This window comes from Paenibacillus alvei DSM 29 (assembly GCF_000293805.1).
In the GTDB taxonomy this organism is placed as follows: domain Bacteria; phylum Bacillota; class Bacilli; order Paenibacillales; family Paenibacillaceae; genus Paenibacillus_B; species Paenibacillus_B alvei.
Window position 1 is genome coordinate 19,709 of record NZ_AMBZ01000005.1, and the last position, 17,043, is coordinate 36,751.

16 protein-coding genes are annotated in these 17,043 nt (G+C 47.8%); 1 reads left to right on the forward strand and 15 read right to left on the reverse strand.

Annotation, left to right across the window (positions count from 1 at the left end; genetic code table 11):
* Window positions 1-24: 24 nt before the first annotated feature.
* From PAV_RS16995 to PAV_RS17015, 5 genes are all read right to left on the reverse strand, one after another.
* Complete coding sequence (locus tag PAV_RS16995; protein WP_005548395.1) at window positions 25-1,071, reverse strand: efflux RND transporter periplasmic adaptor subunit; 1,047 nt, start codon at window positions 1,069-1,071, stop codon at window positions 25-27.
* A 130-nt stretch (window positions 1,072-1,201) separates the two neighbouring features.
* Complete coding sequence (locus tag PAV_RS17000; RefSeq protein WP_005548397.1) at window positions 1,202-2,080, reverse strand: carbohydrate ABC transporter permease; 879 nt, start codon at window positions 2,078-2,080, stop codon at window positions 1,202-1,204.
* Between the two features lie 13 nt (window positions 2,081-2,093).
* A complete protein-coding gene (locus PAV_RS17005) occupies window positions 2,094-2,933 on the reverse strand; it encodes a carbohydrate ABC transporter permease (RefSeq protein ID WP_005548399.1) in 840 nt (279 codons plus the stop codon).
* 29 nt (window positions 2,934-2,962) lie between these two features.
* The gene (locus tag PAV_RS17010; protein ID WP_005548401.1) at window positions 2,963-3,793 is read right to left on the reverse strand and encodes a hypothetical protein; all 831 of its coding nucleotides are present in this window, start codon (window positions 3,791-3,793) and stop codon (window positions 2,963-2,965) included.
* Window positions 3,783-4,358, reverse strand: coding sequence for a sigma-70 family RNA polymerase sigma factor (locus PAV_RS17015; protein ID WP_005548403.1), 576 nt, complete (start codon window positions 4,356-4,358; stop codon window positions 3,783-3,785). Before PAV_RS17015 ends, PAV_RS17010 begins: the two co-directional genes overlap by 11 nt.
* A gap of 142 nt (window positions 4,359-4,500) precedes the next feature.
* Here PAV_RS17015 and PAV_RS34740 point away from each other — a divergent pair, with 142 nt between their 5' ends.
* Complete coding sequence (locus PAV_RS34740) at window positions 4,501-4,647, forward strand: hypothetical protein (protein ID WP_005548405.1); 147 nt, start codon at window positions 4,501-4,503, stop codon at window positions 4,645-4,647.
* An 82-nt stretch (window positions 4,648-4,729) separates the two neighbouring features.
* On the opposite strand, the gene PAV_RS17020 is transcribed toward PAV_RS34740, so the two are convergent.
* The 10 genes from PAV_RS17020 to glnA all read right to left on the reverse strand — a co-directional run bounded on the left by PAV_RS17020 (window position 4,730) and on the right by glnA (window position 16,455).
* Entirely contained in the window at window positions 4,730-5,527 is a 798-nt protein-coding gene (locus PAV_RS17020) for a hypothetical protein (RefSeq protein WP_238555849.1), read from the reverse strand.
* 27 nt (window positions 5,528-5,554) lie between these two features.
* Window positions 5,555-6,898: an alpha/beta hydrolase gene (locus PAV_RS17025; protein WP_005548408.1), complete on the reverse strand. Its 1,344-nt coding sequence runs from the start codon at window positions 6,896-6,898 to the stop codon at window positions 5,555-5,557.
* Entirely contained in the window at window positions 6,895-8,241 is a 1,347-nt protein-coding gene (locus PAV_RS17030) for an alpha/beta hydrolase (RefSeq protein WP_005548409.1), read from the reverse strand. Before PAV_RS17030 ends, PAV_RS17025 begins: the two co-directional genes overlap by 4 nt.
* 206 nt (window positions 8,242-8,447) lie before the next feature.
* Complete coding sequence (locus tag PAV_RS17035; protein ID WP_005548411.1) at window positions 8,448-9,362, reverse strand: LacI family DNA-binding transcriptional regulator; 915 nt, start codon at window positions 9,360-9,362, stop codon at window positions 8,448-8,450.
* 116 nt (window positions 9,363-9,478) lie between these two features.
* Entirely contained in the window at window positions 9,479-11,230 is a 1,752-nt protein-coding gene (locus PAV_RS17040; RefSeq protein ID WP_005548413.1) for a glycoside hydrolase family 13 protein, read from the reverse strand.
* Window positions 11,231-11,292: 62 nt separating this feature from the next.
* Window positions 11,293-12,126, reverse strand: a complete 834-nt coding sequence (locus tag PAV_RS34225) for a sugar ABC transporter permease (RefSeq protein WP_005548414.1) — start codon at window positions 12,124-12,126, stop codon at window positions 11,293-11,295.
* A complete protein-coding gene (locus PAV_RS34230; protein WP_005548416.1) occupies window positions 12,127-13,443 on the reverse strand; it encodes a sugar ABC transporter permease in 1,317 nt (438 codons plus the stop codon).
* A 78-nt stretch (window positions 13,444-13,521) separates the two neighbouring features.
* Window positions 13,522-14,298 (reverse strand): extracellular solute-binding protein, encoded by a 777-nt coding sequence (locus PAV_RS36910; protein WP_338010909.1) that lies wholly within the window; start codon window positions 14,296-14,298, stop codon window positions 13,522-13,524.
* Window positions 14,292-14,816, reverse strand: a complete 525-nt coding sequence (locus tag PAV_RS36915; RefSeq protein WP_005548419.1) for a sugar ABC transporter substrate-binding protein — start codon at window positions 14,814-14,816, stop codon at window positions 14,292-14,294. Before PAV_RS36915 ends, PAV_RS36910 begins: the two co-directional genes overlap by 7 nt.
* A 214-nt stretch (window positions 14,817-15,030) precedes the next feature.
* Complete coding sequence (gene glnA / locus PAV_RS17060) at window positions 15,031-16,455, reverse strand: type I glutamate--ammonia ligase (RefSeq protein WP_005548421.1); 1,425 nt, start codon at window positions 16,453-16,455, stop codon at window positions 15,031-15,033.
* Between the last annotated feature and the right edge of the window lie 588 nt (window positions 16,456-17,043).

The window sequence follows — 17,043 nt, forward strand, 5'->3', positions numbered from 1 at the left end:
GGGATCGTTGCGCGCTCAAACGCATTAGATCCTTACACGTTGACCATCTGTTACTGGCTCACTGCTCTCGACAATAATCTGGGCTTTCGCGTATACCCCTTGCACCAGCGTTTCTTGGCCATTCGTCCCCCCTAATCGAACGGAAACCTTGCTAGCAATAAAAATATTGCCCAATGGGCCGGAACGCTCTTCGATAATAAGCACATAGCTGTCCTTCCCTGCCTGACGAATCGCTTGGTTTGATACGAGCATGCCGCCATCGCTCTTCTTCGTTTGTGTCAATTCCACGCTTACGAGCTCATTCGCTTGAATATTCGGATGTTGAACCTTCACAATGACCCGTTGACTCGAATTTGTCTGCGATGCACTCCATTCTGCTTCCTCTTGGAGGGAAGCCCCTCCATCAACGCCTGCCATCGGTCGAATGTCGGTAATGCTCCCTTCAACCGGAACATTTGCCTCCTCATGCTCGATATGCACGCGTATCTTTTCCCCGGTACGCAATTCCCGGCCGAAGGCATCCGGGATGACAATTTCGAATTGATACCCTTGCTGCCTATTCGCTACACTAACATCTGGGCCGCCGCTTCCTGAAGGAAGCTGCGGCGTCGCACGTACTTGTGTCACAACACCGTCAAAGGGCGCGATGATTCGTCTACGATCATTCGCCTCCGACTGCATCGTGGTCACTTTTCGCTCCTGAACTCCTATAGCTATTCGCACACGTTCTATCTCCCGCTTTGTGCTGCGCGCTCGCATACCGTCGTTATTTTGTACGGCTTCAATATAATCATCCTGCAAGTCAACTAATGTTAGCCGCTGCCCTGCAAGGCCCGCCTGTACATCCAATATTTCCTGAACAGCAGCAGGATTCTCATAGGTGATTAACGTCTGCCCCTTAACTACACGATCTCCCTCTTTTACATAAACCTTTTTGATTGACCACTCCGCCCTGTTCGATAAATCGATATGCTGCCGAGGTATTAATCGGGCCGTACCACGCCACGTGGTTACTAGCGCTCCTTCCCTCCCTTGTTCGGTGCGCACCTTCGGCAAATGTAACGTCAGCAATGTATTGCTCGCCAGGGTAAGGAAAAGGAGCAAGCTGAAGAACAGGCCGGAGAGCCATACTATTTTTCGTTTTTTCTTGCATCCAGCGCTGCTGTGAACCCTATAGCCATCCTATCCCTCCTCTCATGAGCTACCCTTTGATCCCCGACATTTGAATGCCTTCGATAAAATAAGACTCCGCATACAAAAACAGGAGAACCATGGGCGTCATATAGATTATCGACGCGGCAAAGCCGATGCCTTGGGCTTCCTTATGAATTCTGGATAAATAGAGCGATAATGGCTGCTTGAATGCTTCCTCCAGGAAAATCAAAGGCTGCTCGACCATATTCCAGTAATCGACGAACAGCAAGACGATCAGCGCCGCAATCCCCGGCTTCATCAGAGGCAGCATAATCTGATAGAAAATGCGGTAATGACCCGCGCCATCCATCTGAGCCGCTTCAACCAGCGCATAGGGAATCGAGAGCATAAATTGCCTCAGCATGAACACACCGAATGCCGCGAATATCCCTGGCAAAATAATCGCGCTTGCTGTATTCATCAGTCCCAACTTGTCAGCAATAATATAATTCGGAACCAAGGTCACTTGGAAAGGCATCAGCATCGTCAGCAAGTACACCCGAAACCAGCCTTCTCTCCCTCTGAACCGGAGCTTGGCAAATGCGTACGCAGCCAGTGCACTGACAACGGTCTGTCCCGCAATAATCGCCACGACCATCGCGATGGAATTCCATAGCATGAACAAATACGTGGGCGTTTCTAGCAAGACTCTCCCGTACTGCTCGAAGGACAGCCAATCCGGAATAAGCTTCAGATTCACGAATACAGCAGGCTCCCCTTGCGTAACGACTGGCATTTGACCCACTAGACCGTAATTCCCGCGAATTTCATGCTCCGTCATCAGTGAATTTGTGAAAGTAATCACAATTGGGAATAACATGATGAGCCCGATGCATGCCATCACTAGCGTGAACGACAGGTTCCGAATGGCCCCCCTGTTCTTCATTCTCCCTCCCGTATCATTCCATAAATTGTGTAAATCGTTTTTCTATCCGAAGCAGAATCGTCACAATGATAAAGATAACTATCACCATAAGCGTCGCAGCCGCAGACAGCTTCTGTACATCCATCCCGAGGAACATGTTGTTCATGTAGTGCTGAAGTGTATAGATGCTGTCATGCGGGTAATCTCCTGCGATCAGGTACGTTTCGCGGAATATCTTGAACGTATTCATAATCGACATCAGAACGACGAAGACCATCGTTGGGGTCAAGTAGACAAGTGTAATTCCATAACATTGAAACCACTTGCCCGCCCCCTCCAATTCAGCCGTCTCATAGTAATCTCGCGGGATGCTCTGCAGTCCTGCAAGGAATAAGATGATGTTGTAGCCGATATGCTTCCATAGGTAGAATACGGAAATAACGCCTCTCGCCCAGTCCGATTTCATCCAATCTATTTGTTCAAGCCCGGCAGCATGCATCCAGGCGTTAAGTGATCCATTCCAATCAAACAGCACTTGCCACACCATTACGACGGAGGCAACGGGCACGACCAGCGGCAGGACATAAGCCATTCGAAGAAATTGACGCAGATAGAGATTTCGGTTCAGCACGAGCGCGATTCCAAGTGACAGCACTAACATTAGCGGGACATTCATTGCCGTGAACCAGAAGGAATTCAAGGCGGCTTTGCGAAAGGAATCGCTGCTGAGCAGTTCCTGATAATTCGAGAGTCCAACAAATGAACCGCCAACCGTTCGATCCAATACCGAGTAGACAAACCCCATCCCAAACGGAATGAGATAGAACAAGGCAAAGCCAATGGCGCTCGGCAACAAGAACGTTAGAGCCACCATGCTCTCTCTTCTGCTGATACGATTTCGCCTCATGACTTATCTGAAGGGGAGAATGCTACACTTATGCCTCCATCTTGGAGGTTCACTTGGAACAGCTTCTTGCCATCCTCTGCACGCTTGTAGATAACGATGAATTGACCGATTCCTTGTGCTTTACCTGGCTGGGTTCCTGACACTTCAGGCTCATATCCATCAATAGGCACATCCAATTGCTTCAAGAATGCATTGGCGATAGCAATCGCTTCCGATTCCTGCAATTTCGCAACATGCGGAGCGTATGGCTCTAAGCCAGTCGTTTGCACAAAATGAATCTGCCCTGTATCCACATCAGCATTGACTACAATCTCTTGATGCGGCTCCGCAAATGTCTTTCCTTTTTCCATTAACATGATATTAAAGATATGGATCTTTTCACCGGCCCTGATTCCCTTGGTAATTTGCGCGTTTGCGATGTCGAAGTTCTTCGTCTCAGGGAACCCACGGTAAATGCGCGCAAGCACTTCTTGCGCCGTCTTATTGCCGCTAATCTCATCCGCATATAAGTTCGTAATGACATAATCTGAATCCGCATCCTTCGTGACGAAGTTGCGCGCATCTTCTGTCCCAGATAGATTGAGCAAGGTGCGAATCTGTGCCGCTACAGTAGGACCGGTATAAATGATAATTGGCGCGAGGAGTACAACCGCAAGCACACAGGCTACCATGCGAATGTTCAGATTTGATTTTGATGTTTCATTATTTTTTTCATTGCGATATCGCTCGTAAGAAGCTTCTTGAATGCGCTTCTGCATGTCAGATGGATTTTCCATTGCTTCCGCACAATCCTGAAGCTTATCGCGCAGTTGTTGTTCAATGGACATAAAGTTCCTGCTCCTTTGCTGATTCTAGATACGGGCTGAGCTCGCGAAGCTTCCCTAGTGCAGCATGATGCCTGGATTTGACCGTGCCCACGGGAATGTCCAGCAATTCAGCGATTTCATCGAAGGTATATTCGTGATAATAGCGCAGAATAATCACCGCCCGAAGCTTGTAGGATAGTTGATGAACCATGGTCAACATCTCCCGATGGGTTTCGGCCTCCAAGATCTGGCGATCCGTGAACAGATGCTCTTCCCTCTCTAAGAGCCTCTTCTTCTCGAAGATTCGGAACCTTCTCCAGCTTTTTGTTCTCCACTTTTGTATTTGCTTCAGCACAATGCCATGCATCCAAAATCGGAAGGGACGATTCGCATCGTAATTGCCGATGGATCGCCACAGCTGAAAATAAATCTCGTTCATGACATCCTCTATCTCATTTTTTTCCGTCATCAAAAAGACAGCGGAGCGGTAGATTTCGGGGAATGACCAATCATAGATCACTTGGAACGCAGACGAATCCCCTTCCTTCATCCGTTCAATCCAGTGCTCGATATTGATATCTTTCATGAAAAAAGGGCCCTCCTTGGTAAGCTTACAACCTATATTGCCTCATTCACCCGAAAAGGTTCGGTTCTTTTTAACTTTTTAAAATTTCAGATCATTCAAGACAAACGAAAGGATCGGCTATTATAAGGAGAGATAATACGAATTGAAAAACATCTTTGTATTCGATTATATCTCTAATGAAGCCCTGCGTCGTCATCGGCATTCACACGGTTCAAAAGCAGCAGAGCGTAAGAAAATAACACATTGGGATGTTTTCATCGTGCTTAGTGTGTACACGGACGGAGTATAGCAAAAACATAAGCAAAAAGGCGTGAATGAGAAATCTCTTCTCACACACGCCTTGTTCACTTCAGCATCAGTCACCGCACCGATTATAGGGTACGGAACTTCAGCTTCGTGCAATCAATAAGGAACGAATACGCTCTTGTCTCTTTGGCTCCTTTTACGGATAGGGCGAACTTCAAATTGATAATATCGCGATCCTTCAAGCCTTGATTGCGAATCCAGCCATGCAACTCCTTCTTCGGACGAATTGTTTTGCTCGCAAAGTCCGGATTATCCGATGCAATCTCGACCGCTTCTGCAGTTCTCCCTTTAACACCGATGTTCGCTTTGGTTATTACTTTTTGCATATCAAGTGTAACCTTGTCTTTATCCGAATTGTTTGTAATCGTCACTTCGAAGTCCGTAGCCTTTTCCGTAACCCGAATCGAATGAACCGTAACCTCTACATCATTCACGGTATGGGTTACAGGCAGCTTGCCTATCTTCTTGTCACTGCTGCTAGAATTCACTCCCGGCTTCGTATAATTGCGATTCTCGTCCTTCGTCATGTCGCCATGATCGATAACGTCTGCACTTGCATTCTTAGAGATATCTTTATCCATCGGCGTCACCATGATCGTTCGACCGCCCATTTCTCCGGACAGCTCTCGCACTGGAAGATGATCAACTATCGATACAGGCTTGTTGGTCGACAGTTTCTTTCCTTCCTCATCAAGACCATGCTTCTCAGCATTGGCTATTATCGCCGAAGTACCGAATGCGATTCCCGTGAACAAGATAGCGCCGCATAGGAAGCCTGTTTTCCATTTCTTCATGCTGTATCGTTCCTCTCGTCTCTTTCTTCTTCCGATCCCGATTCGTGTATCACTCATTATTACGTTCATTCACATCATGCTTCCATCCGATGATCCTTATTGCCCGCTCCATCTCTCAACATGTATCTCTAAGGTTTTGTCCTGCTCTGCCTTATAGCTACGTTCGACGCGAGCCCCCGCTCCATCAACTTCGACGATTCCGTCTTCTCGACTCACTTGGAACAGCCAATCTGTATGCAACGGGATGCGCAGGCGTGTTGCATATAAATCCTTGTTTGGATCGTACGTCAACGGGAACCAAGCGTACAGCTTGAGATCCTGCGGCGTATTAGGCGGAACATAAACAATGATCTCCAAATTAACATGCGTACGGAGCTCCTCCACGATTCGGAGAGGCATCGAGGCTTCCCATCCCTCGAATTGCACCGTTACTTCCGTAATGCCCGGGTGACGAGGAAAGACCGTGCCATCGTCCCGAACCTGCGCGATATGCTCATCCTCTACGCGGTACGCAGCACGAAGCGCTGACATCTTGAAGCCGGAATCGAACTCGATAATCGGATTCAGCCGGCACGGTGGCCCTGTGATCCCAACCTCCTGATCGCCATGCAGCGTAAGAGAGCAAGCCTTGTCGCGCTTGCCGAAGAAGTGAAGAAGCGGCGCAGACACTCTGGCTGCCCAGTCCTTCTCCACATGCGCCGCTCCGGGCTCATAGAGGTAGACAAGCTCATCATCGGCTTTGTAGCCTATGCTAAGCAATTGTTCTGCTGCCTCGCGCACATGCTTTTCCATGACCAGCAGCCCTTCACGGCTGCCGAGATCGATCCATATTTTCTTAATGGACTGCTTCGTGGTAAAGGTATGGTACAAGGGCACTTCTTCCAAGGTGTCGGGATAAACGCAATACAAGTAAGGAGAGATAATCCCCAGCATGCTGAACACGTCGGGACGCCGCAGCCCAATATGGTACGTCACCTGCCCGCCCCTTGACGAGCCCATCAAGGCCGTATGCTCTGGCTCCGATTGCGTGCGGAACAAGGCATCTATATAAGGCTTAACCTCATCAATAAGGAATTGCTCATACTGGTGGCCTCTTGGTTCGACCGCAAACTTGTCGTCTTGATAACGAACGCCCTCCAAGTCATGCGTGAACTCATTTGCCCGCTCCATCCCCATATTCGGAATGCCGACAATGATGATTTCTTTCATACGCTGTTCGGCAATCAGCTTATCGGCGGCAGCGTGCACGTTCCATGAATAGCCGTTGAAGGCCGGATGGAAAATATTTTGACCGTCATGCATGTATAAGACCGGATAGCGCTTGTTCAGGTCTTGTTGGTAGCTTGGAGGAAGATAAATGAACAGCTCTCTATCGTTATTCAGATATTCCGAGTGAAATGTTTCAATGCGCAGGATGCTTGATCCGTACTTCGTGCTCATCGCTTCTCCACCCTTTCCGCCATTATATCGATCCAATTCTCGACTTCGTAATGCAGCTCCAAACCATCGATAACCGTAAATTTGCGATACGGCACTTCTTGACCGTAACGATCCGTTTCATGTTTGCCCAAGCCACGGGAAATCCGGAACTCGAACGCCATATCCCGTGGCACCTCGAACGTGCCTCCATATTGCCCTTCATCGATCATCGGCAGTTCGATCCCTGCATACAGCCTTTCGGTAGGCGGCGTATTTTCGGGTACCTTTACGACCAACGTAACTGTAGCTGTCTCCGAAAGATGCGGAATAACTGTAATCTCTGCATGCGCTGTGAGCTCATCATGATGATAGATGACGCGCGTCTTGCCCGACCGCTTCGGAGTGAGTGTTCCATCCACGGTTACCTCTAGGATGCAAGGATCGGACACTTCGTACCGAGCGTTCAAATCCGTCATGACAAAGCCGCTATCGTAATGAACGACCGCATTGAACCTCTGCGTCGGCCCCTGAATCCCTACTACGCGGGAACCATGCAGTTCAACATGTACAGGCATGCCGATATCTCCGAAGAAATAAAGGAGCGGTGCATGAACCCTTGCGGCCCAATCCTTCTGCGCGTGTCCGGAACCGACGGCATAGTAGTACATCAGATCATTCCCCGGCTCATACCCGATGCGAACGAGCGTGTCTACGACCTCCCGCACATGCTTCTCCATAACGGTGAAGCCCTCTGCATCACCGACATCCATCCAGATCTTGAGATCCTTCTTTTCCGTATAGATATGACTTAGCCAGCGATCCTCCATCGTATCTGGATTTACGCTGACGACGAACGGACATAATGCCCCAATCATGCCGAATGTATCGGATTGGCGAAATCCGATATTGTAGGACACCAAGCCACCAGCGGATGACCCCATCAAGGCCGTATGCTCCTTGCCTGGAAGTGTCCGGTATTCTCGATCGATATAAGGCTTCACTTCCTCTACGAGAAACTGCTCATACCGCTCACCTTGATTCGCTGTGTTGAATAGGTTATGCCCATCCGGATTGGCATGCATGTACTCCGCAATCCGTGCATCTTCGATATGGGAAATGGCAACCACGATGATTTCCTTCATCCTGCCTTCGGCGACAAGACGATCAACCGTAAGATGGACGTCCCAGGAGTCTCCCTTCTGATCCGCAAAAAATGCATGCTGCCCATCATGCAAATAGAGCACGGGATACCGCTTCTGTTCGTTCACTCGATAGCTCGGAGGCAAGTAAATAAATACTTTTCTTCGATTAGATAAGATCCTCGAATAAAACTCGTCGATCTGAATAAGACGTGATGAATCCACTACGCATTTCTCCTTATAGAGGTTGTTCAAAAAACCCGCTTTTGATCACGAAGCAACATAAGAAGCCATTCGGCATCGAATCTTGCTTTCACTCTCGAAGTCCAGTACTCATGTAGTCCTGCCTACACTCCGTTCTTCCTTCTTCGAGTTCTTGCAACCTTCTCGGTGCTGAAAAGCGGCCCTTTTGAACTCGCACATATATTGATCTACGAGGAGACTGGCAATTTCAAGAACTTCTCCTCGTGCTCATACTCCACATCATCAATAAAGCTGTTCATAACGCCTACAAATGAATCGTATCTACTCAAGTCGAAGGTGACTCTCTCCGTATCTTGGCCGAGAATTTCGGGACAATGGCAGGTGCACCATGCAATCAAGTTGGGATGAACTTTGGAAGCTTCGTTGGCAATAAATTCGTTCAATACGATGCCCGGTTGACCATCGAACTTGGCTAAAAAAGACTCCATCCCCTGGCAGTGTTCATATATATGAATCCGTTCTTCCGGCAAACCCGATGCCCGCTTGATGACATCCGACCATTGGTTATTGTTATAGCGATCCATGATCAGAAATTGCGGAGCTTCATTCAGCAAATCACGGGATCGTTGAAAGCCCGCTTCCACATCAGGCATAATTTTATGAAAAAGCGAGTCTTCAATATAACTGTCCACGACAAACACGGGAATACCGAAGCCAAAGTAGGGCGTAATCGTCGCAAATCGCTCCTGATCCACATTGATTAAAAATACGCCGTCCAAATTCCGTTCCATAATAACCTTGTATGACGGCTCCGTATCGTCGATTTGCATATAAATAACATGATAGCCGAGCGCACTGCACTGCTGTTCGATTTTGCTTATCGTTTTGGCGTACTTCAAATTTGACCCAAAGCTTTGTTGATCGTCCTTGAATACCAGAATTCCAATCAAGCCCGACTTCTTTACTTTTAAAGACCGGGCAGTACGGTTCGGCACGTATTTGAGCTGCTGCGCGATTTTTAACACCTTGACGCGCGTCTCATTCGAAATGGATTGATTCTTAACGTCATTCAATATATAGGACACAGTAGCAATGGATACACCCGCTGCTTGGGCGATATCTTTTATCGTTGTTTTCTTCATCTTATCCGACCTCACTTGGTTTAGACTTAAACGTTTAAGCCAATTAAAGCATACCGCCCAAATGGTGTCAATTTAGCCCTAATCTCCCGTAACCCATATCTAGCAGCAGCTTCTCTTTAACTTGATTCAGCCATCAATACCATCCAGCCATACGCAGGCAAGCTAATCGTAACGTTGTCATTCTCTAATACAAATGTTCCGGATCCGATCATAGAAGGGGATAATGGCAGCGTATCTTCCTGTTCAAACGCAAAGGTGAAGGCTCCTGCCTGCTCACTATTATTGAAGCAAATATACATCTGCTCGCCAGCGCGCTGTCTTCGGATGACCAAGTGATCTCCGGATGCATAAACGAATCGGAATGAACCTTGTCGCAACGCAGGATGGGCGGTACGCAAAGCGATCAGTTTCCGATAAAAATGCAGCAATCCGCTATTCTGCTTCTCCTCTTCCCATACCATTGGTTTCCGGCAATCCGGATCCGGCCCGCCCGTCATGCCCACTTCGTCTCCATAATATATGCATGGTGCGCCAAGAAAGGCGAACTGGAACAGCGCCGCAAGCTTCATCTTGCGTTCATCTTGAGCCATTGTTAACAAACGCGGCGTATCATGGCTGCCCAATATCGTGAAGGTAGCTTCACCCACTTGCTGGGGATAGTCAGCCAACAACCTGTTCACTTGATAAGAGAACTGTTTTGCATCGATTACCCCTTTTGCAAAGAAATCAAGAATGGCCTCCGTAGCCGGATAATTCATAACCGCGTCAAACTGATCACCGCGCAGCCAAGGCATCGCATCATGCCATATCTCACCCAAAATATAAAAGTCCGGCTTCAATCCTTTGCATGTTTTGCGAAACTCCCGCCAGAAATCATGGTCGATCTCATTCGCAACATCCAATCTCCAGCCATCGATATCACATTCCCGAATCCAATATTGAGCGACTTCAAGCAAGTAGGCTTTAACTTCAGGATTGACTGTATTCAGCTTCGGCATATGGGATTCAAAGGCGAAGCAGCGGTAAGAGGCTCTCGGCTCGCGCACGAGCGGAAATCGCTCAATATGGAACCAGTCTCGAAATCGTGATGCTTCCCCATGCTTCACGACGTCTTGGAACGGAGCGAACCAATAGCCGCAATGATTGAATACCGCATCCAAGATAACCCGAATCCCGCGGTCGTGACAGGCCTTCACCAGCTTCTTCAACAGAACCACATCGCCAAACTGCGGATCCACCTTCAAATAATCCGTCGTGTCGTATTTATGATTCGTCTTTGCCTCGAACAGTGGGGTAAAGTAAATCGCATTAACGCCAAGCTCACTAATGTAATCCAAACGATCCAGTACGCCCTGAAGGTCACCGCCGTAAAAATCTTGCTGACCCGGATCGTCGGCTGTCCACGGCCGTACCTGTTCAGGATCATTGTCAGGGTTCCCGTTAGCAAACCGATCAGGGAAAATCTGATAGAATACGGCATCCTTCACCCACGACGGCGGCTGCAGCACCTCGCTTGACCATAAGAAAGGATAGTCGAAAAACGTCAGTGGATCCGCTGGCTTTTCGGCAACGAATCCCTTTTCCGTATACCATAACGTCTGCTCGCCCGCAGCTAATTCGAAGGCATAACGGAGCCGCTTGTGCGGAGGAGCTACCTCCACATGCCAATAATCGAACATCTCGTCGCTGCCCATGATGAACATGGCAGCTTCCTTTACGGTCTTGTCCCAATCGTATTTATCGCCATACAACGCAGTGACTGATCGAAGATCGCCTTTCTTCGCGCGCAGCCGGATATGGATCGTGTCGTTATCGTATGAATAGCAATATGAATTTCCAGGTCTGTGGTAGATCGCTTCCAGTAACATAACAAACTCCTTTTTGTCGCTTTTGATCACGAAGAGTATTCAGGATGTATCCTTATTAGTCGTTAGCCTTTGTCCGCACCTGCCGTCATGCCGTGAATGAGATACTTCTGGAAATACATATACAGGAGCGTAATCGGCAGCGCTACAAGAACGGCGCCGGCAGCAAAGGTCGTAAAGCTTGAATTGGTCTCGTTCGCTACCATGTTGTACAAGCCTTGCGCCAGCGTCATCTTCTCAGATGATCGAAGCACGATTTGCGGCAGGATAAAATCCATGAATGGCGTAATGAAGCTGTTCAATGCAACAAACGTAATTGCGGGCAAAGACAGCGGTAATATGATTTTGAACATTGTCTCCAAAGGGCCTGCGCCATCGATATAGGCCGCTTCCTCCAGGCTTTTGGGAATGGTATCGAAATGCCCCTTCATGACCCATGTCCCCATCGAGATAGAACCGCCCGCATAGATGAGAATGAGACCCAAATGCGTATCGAGCAGCTTCGTCTGCATCAGCAGCACGAAGATCGCCATGATGGACAGAAAGCCCGGAAACATTTGAAGAATGAGCAATGTCATTAGCCCTTGCTTTCTGCCTTTGAATCGAAAACGGGAAAATGCGTAGGCTGTCGCTGCCACCAATGTCGTTGACAATGCCGCATTCGCAAGAGCGATCGTGACGGTGTTCGAAAACCATAGCACGAAATCCGTATTCCGAATCAGTTCTGTATAATGTGCGAGCGTGGGCTGATCAGGAAACATTCGGCTTACCATTAAGGAATTTCCTGGGTTAAGCGATGTTCCGATCACCCAAATCAACGGATATACCGTCGTTAGGAGCAGCACGGCAAACACCGCGTAAATGCCCGCCACGACCAAGTTGTTCAGCAATTTAGACATTTAGACCATATCCTCTTCTTGAGTTATCTTCATCCGCCGATAGTTCCATAAGGAGAATACGGTGATAAAGACGAACATAATGATCGAGACGGCAGAGGCCATATTGAACTGGCTTTGATTCAACGTCATCTTGAATATCCAAGAGATTAAAATATCCGTGCTGCCCGCGTAATAATAATCAGGCTGGTTCGGATTGCCGTCCGTTAGCATATAGATTAAATTGAAGTTATTGAAGTTAAAAGCAAATTGCATGATTAAAATTGGTGCCGTCGCCGCCAGCACCAACGGAAGCGTCAGCTTGACGAATCTCTGCGTTCCCGTTGCTCCATCAACAGCAGCAGCTTCGTACAAATCCCGCGGCATGGTCGTTAATACCCCTGACATCAATGCCATCAGGAACGGAGTGGAGAACCACAAGTTCACAAGCAGAATCGTAAACTTGGCCATCGTCGGATCAGACAACCAAGGTACTGGCTCGAAGCCGAGCTTGGTGATCATATCGTTCACGGGCCCGAACGAACCGTTTAGCAGCACCCTGAATACCAGAATCGATATGAATTGCGGAACCGCCCACGGCAAAATGAACATCGTACGCCAAAATTTTTTGAATTTCACTTTTGGATGGTTCACCATCAATGCTAGCAACAGCCCGCTAAAAAAGACGGACACCGTAGAGGCCGCAGCCCAGATGACGTTCCACACCGAAATGCCGAAGAAGGTGTTGCGCCACGCCTCTTGTGCAAATAAGTCATAAAACGAGCTGAGCCCCGTCCAATCTACTAAGTTCCGGTCGGGAATATGGTTCGGAGCCGAATAGTTCGTGAAGGCAATCAGCACATTGAAGATGAGCGGCACTACCGTTACGAACAGCACAAAGCAGATGGAAGGCAACAGAAGCAAATATGGGAAGCGCCGAAGCTTCGTCTGCTTGATGGATTCGATGAACCCCGGAGCAGGCCAACCTTCATCCCGCAGCGCCCCGTTTTTCTTTGCATCATAAATATTCAGGACATAGCACCCGGCGAACAAGAGAATGAGCACCAATATAATAAGTCCTTCAATCATCATGAAAATAGAATGATCGCCTTTGGTCACTTGCCCGGCAACCACCTTCGTAGGCGCGTCGCCTAACGTTATCAATCCTCTTATTCCTCGATAAGCAATCGGATAGTAGTTCCAAAAGAACAACTGTGCCGCGATCATCCACAGCAAGCCCTTCATATACTGCTTGTTGTACAGCTGGCCTAACCCGATACATACAGCGGAGAATACAGCCGCTTTCGTCCGATGCCGACGGGCATCTGTTGTCAGTTCCATTCGGAAGACCGCCTTCGTCGATTTTTTAGATGTAGTTCACAAAGTCTGATTTTGATCACGATGTGATTCAGGATGTAGCTATTTTTTTGTCTGGATCGCTGTTTTGATCTGCTCGACTGCCTTCTTTAAGACATCTCCCGGTTGTTGATTGTCATTCCATATTGCAGCAAGAGCAGCACCTGCCGGTACCCAAACGTTGCCCATTTCCGGGATGGACGGCATTGGAGCAGAATGCTTCGTTTGTTCTAGGAATGCAAGTGCATTCGCGTTCCCCTTGATGATCGGCTCCTCCATCATGTCTTGTCTCGGCGGCAGTTGTGTTGTCATTTCATATCGCTTGACGAGATTTTTGCGAGAGGTCGCATAACGCGCGAACAGCTTCGCTGCAACCGGATATTCGGTATAGGAACTGACATACAGCGCCCGGATGCCGGACATGCTTTGAGGATGTTCTCCGTTAGGCAGCAGGGGAAGCGGAGCCACTCCGAAATCGATTCCCGCGCTCTTCACGTCCGTCATAAGCCAAGGCCCGCCTATAATAGCAGCTGTTTTCCCTTCCATGAAAAATCCGGTAATGATATTGTCGTTCATATCGTTGCTATTGACAGGCAGTATTTTGTTCAGCGATCGAAAGAACTCGGCTCCGGCGATCGATTCCGCATTGCTCAAGCCAATATCGTCAGCATCCTTCCCTCCGTTGCCAAATATGTATCCCCCGTAGCCTGCCAGAAACGAGTAAGACTGATATAACTGACCTACATTCCACATAAAGGCGTACTGTTTGTTTTTTGGATCGTTATACGTTTCAGCGAACCGAATGAGCTCTTGATAAGTGGCAGGAGCTTTATTCAGCAGTTTTTATTGTAGTACAGCGCATACGTATCAATCGCGGTTGGAAAACCGTAGAACACCCCATCATAGCTGACACCCTCTAGGGCGGAATCCATAATTTGATGTTTCATTTGCTCGTCGTATACATCATTTTGCAGCACGAGTCCTGCCATGACTGCATTCCCCAAATGATCATGCGGCGCGGAGAACACATCAGCCCCGATTCCAGCAGGTCCATCCGTCGTCAGCTTCGTGACAGCGTCGATTGACGGAACCGCCACTACTTTTACACCAATCCCATATTCCTGTTCGAAATCTTCTGCGACCGCTTTCAAAAAATCCAGTTCAGGCCCCTTCGATTCCCATACGAGCAAATGAGCCCCCTTCTCCGGCTGCAATCCAGCTTGTCCTTCTCCCTGATGTGCATTCTTCCCTCCAGCTTCCGAAGATGTTGAGATCGCATGCTGTACGCCGCAAGCCGAGAGCAGCATCATGATGCACAATGAGAGCATCAACATTGAAATGAAGAAGCGTTTAGACACGTTCTCCCCCCCATCTATTGGTTGTTGTTAACTTAAACGTTTAAGTAATTTCAGTAACATGATACCTTCAAGTGCCCCGTGCCGTCAAATAAAAATTGCAGAGTCAGGGACAACATAAAGAAAATAAGCAGATGTTTCTAGATGATTCCAAAACGAAACCCCCGTATCCACTAGGGACACGAGGGTGATGAAGATGAATATAGGAATATGAATATTAGCAATCAAAATAGAGGCTGTATTCTTGCGGATGGATACGGATCGCTACAGACTTGGCTTCCTTGCGTTTGATATGCAAATAATTTTCGATAAATGCCTTTGTAAATACGCCGCCTTCAAGCAAGAATTCATAGTCAGCTTCAAGCGCATCAAGCGATTCTTCCATCGTCGCTGGAACGCTGCGAATCTCACGTTTCTCCGTATCCGACAGTTCGTAAATATTGCGGTCATACGGCCCATAACCAAGCTCTGTAGGATCCAGCTTACGCTTGATTCCATCGAGCCCCGCCATCAGCATCGCAGCGAAGGCAAGGTATGGATTCGCCGTAGAATCCGGCGTACGGAACTCAATCCGACAGCCCTTCGGTGTAACCGCCGCTACCGGAATACGTACAGCCGCAGAACGATTGCCTTTCGAGAATACGAGATTTACAGGCGCTTCATATCCCGGCACGAGTCGCTTAAAGGAGTTTGTGCTCGGATTCGTCAATGCGATAAGTGCTGGCGCATGGTGCAAAATTCCGCCGATATAATGCAGCGCCATTTCACTCAAGTTCGCATAGCCGCCCTTTTCATAGAATAGCGGTGTATCACCGTTAAAGATCGATTGATGCACATGCATCCCGCTTCCGTTATCCCCGAACAGCGGCTTCGGCATGAAGGTCGCTACTTTGCCGAAGCGGCGTGCCGTGTTGTGTACGATATATTTATACTTCATCAGGTTATCTGCAGTACGTGTCAGTGAATCAAAGCGGAAGTTGATTTCCCCTTGCCCTGCCGTCGCAACTTCATGGTGGTGACGTTCAATGCGAAGTCCTGCCTCTTGCAACAGGCTGCACATTTCACTGCGCAAGTCTTGTTGTGTATCGATTGGCGCTACAGGCACATATCCACCTTTTGTATGAATCTTGAAGCCAAGGTTTCCGCCCTCTTCCTTGCGGTTCGTGTTCCAAGAAGCCTCTTCGGAATCGACGAAGAAGGAAGAACTATTCATTGTATTCTCATAACGAACATCATCGAAGATGAAAAATTCAGATTCTGGCGCAAAGTATGCATCCGTGCCTACTCCTGTCGTTGCCAGATACTCTTCCGCCTTCTGTGCAATGCTTCGTGGATCACGCTCATAACGCTCGCCGTCAGGCGTGAAGATGTTGCACATGATAATGAGCGTCGGACGTGCTGTAAATGGATCGACATAGCTGCTCTCCGTATCCGGCATCATGACCATATCAGATTCTTCAATTCCACGGAAACCAGTAATCGAGGAGCCGTCAAACGCAACGCCGTTCTCGAACGTGCTCTCATCCACTTCGGATGCAGGCAAGCTGATATGATGCGCACGACCTAACAGATCAATAAAGCGAAAATCCACATACTCAATTTGCTTCTCTTTCATTAACTCCAATACGGTATTGACTGACATCTCGATTCCTCCCCAATCCGAACATTTCATATTTATTCTCATCTTAATGTTCAATTTGTATTATTTGTTGAAATCATTATATGTAGGAGGATACTCCTTCGTCAATACTGATGTAAGGTATTTTTTATTTCATGTTAGGTATGTTTACATTAAATCAGGTTTTCCAGTTCCGTTTTTGTCGTTATCATTCATTCCTACTTATTTCAGTCCTTCATTTTCTTGAATCACACTGTTGGCATGGCCATATTTATATCGATAGTGATCAGAATGGTACATAACATATCCAATATATATTTTGCACTATTAAACATATAAATAGCTCAAACTGTAGATTCCACACCTTTTCCAATCCTAATATTCATGTACAAAATTTCATCTTTTTTCCGTTTTCCGTACAATCTACATCAAACTACCCGCTCACCCTTGCTACCTTGCTTTAACGGAAGGACTGAGCCAAGGGGAGAGTGGAGCAAAGAAGCAGCGAAGCTGCATTTACACAATCAAAGGTATCAGGAAACAAAAAAGAACTGGTCTCCCGCTAAGGAAACCAGTTCTATATTAATGAGATCAGTTCAGCACATCACACTG

Coding starts and splice junctions, on each gene's coding strand:
- PAV_RS34230 (WP_005548416.1), bottom strand. CDS start 13,443: ATGGAACTGACAACAGATGCCCGTCGGCATCGGACGAAAGCGGCTGTA.
- PAV_RS17035 (WP_005548411.1), bottom strand. CDS start 9,362: ATGAAGAAAACAACGATAAAAGATATCGCCCAAGCAGCGGGTGTATCC.
- PAV_RS17020 (WP_238555849.1), bottom strand. CDS start 5,527: ATGAACGTAATAATGAGTGATACACGAATCGGGATCGGAAGAAGAAAG.
- PAV_RS17040 (WP_005548413.1), bottom strand. CDS start 11,230: ATGTTACTGGAAGCGATCTACCACAGACCTGGAAATTCATATTGCTAT.
- PAV_RS17005 (WP_005548399.1), bottom strand. CDS start 2,933: ATGGTGGCTCTAACGTTCTTGTTGCCGAGCGCCATTGGCTTTGCCTTG.
- PAV_RS17000 (WP_005548397.1), bottom strand. CDS start 2,080: ATGAAGAACAGGGGGGCCATTCGGAACCTGTCGTTCACGCTAGTGATG.
- glnA (WP_005548421.1), bottom strand. CDS start 16,455: ATGTCAGTCAATACCGTATTGGAGTTAATGAAAGAGAAGCAAATTGAG.
- PAV_RS34225 (WP_005548414.1), bottom strand. CDS start 12,126: ATGTCTAAATTGCTGAACAACTTGGTCGTGGCGGGCATTTACGCGGTG.
- PAV_RS17015 (WP_005548403.1), bottom strand. CDS start 4,358: ATGAAAGATATCAATATCGAGCACTGGATTGAACGGATGAAGGAAGGG.
- PAV_RS17025 (WP_005548408.1), bottom strand. CDS start 6,898: ATGAGCACGAAGTACGGATCAAGCATCCTGCGCATTGAAACATTTCAC.
- PAV_RS17010 (WP_005548401.1), bottom strand. CDS start 3,793: ATGTCCATTGAACAACAACTGCGCGATAAGCTTCAGGATTGTGCGGAA.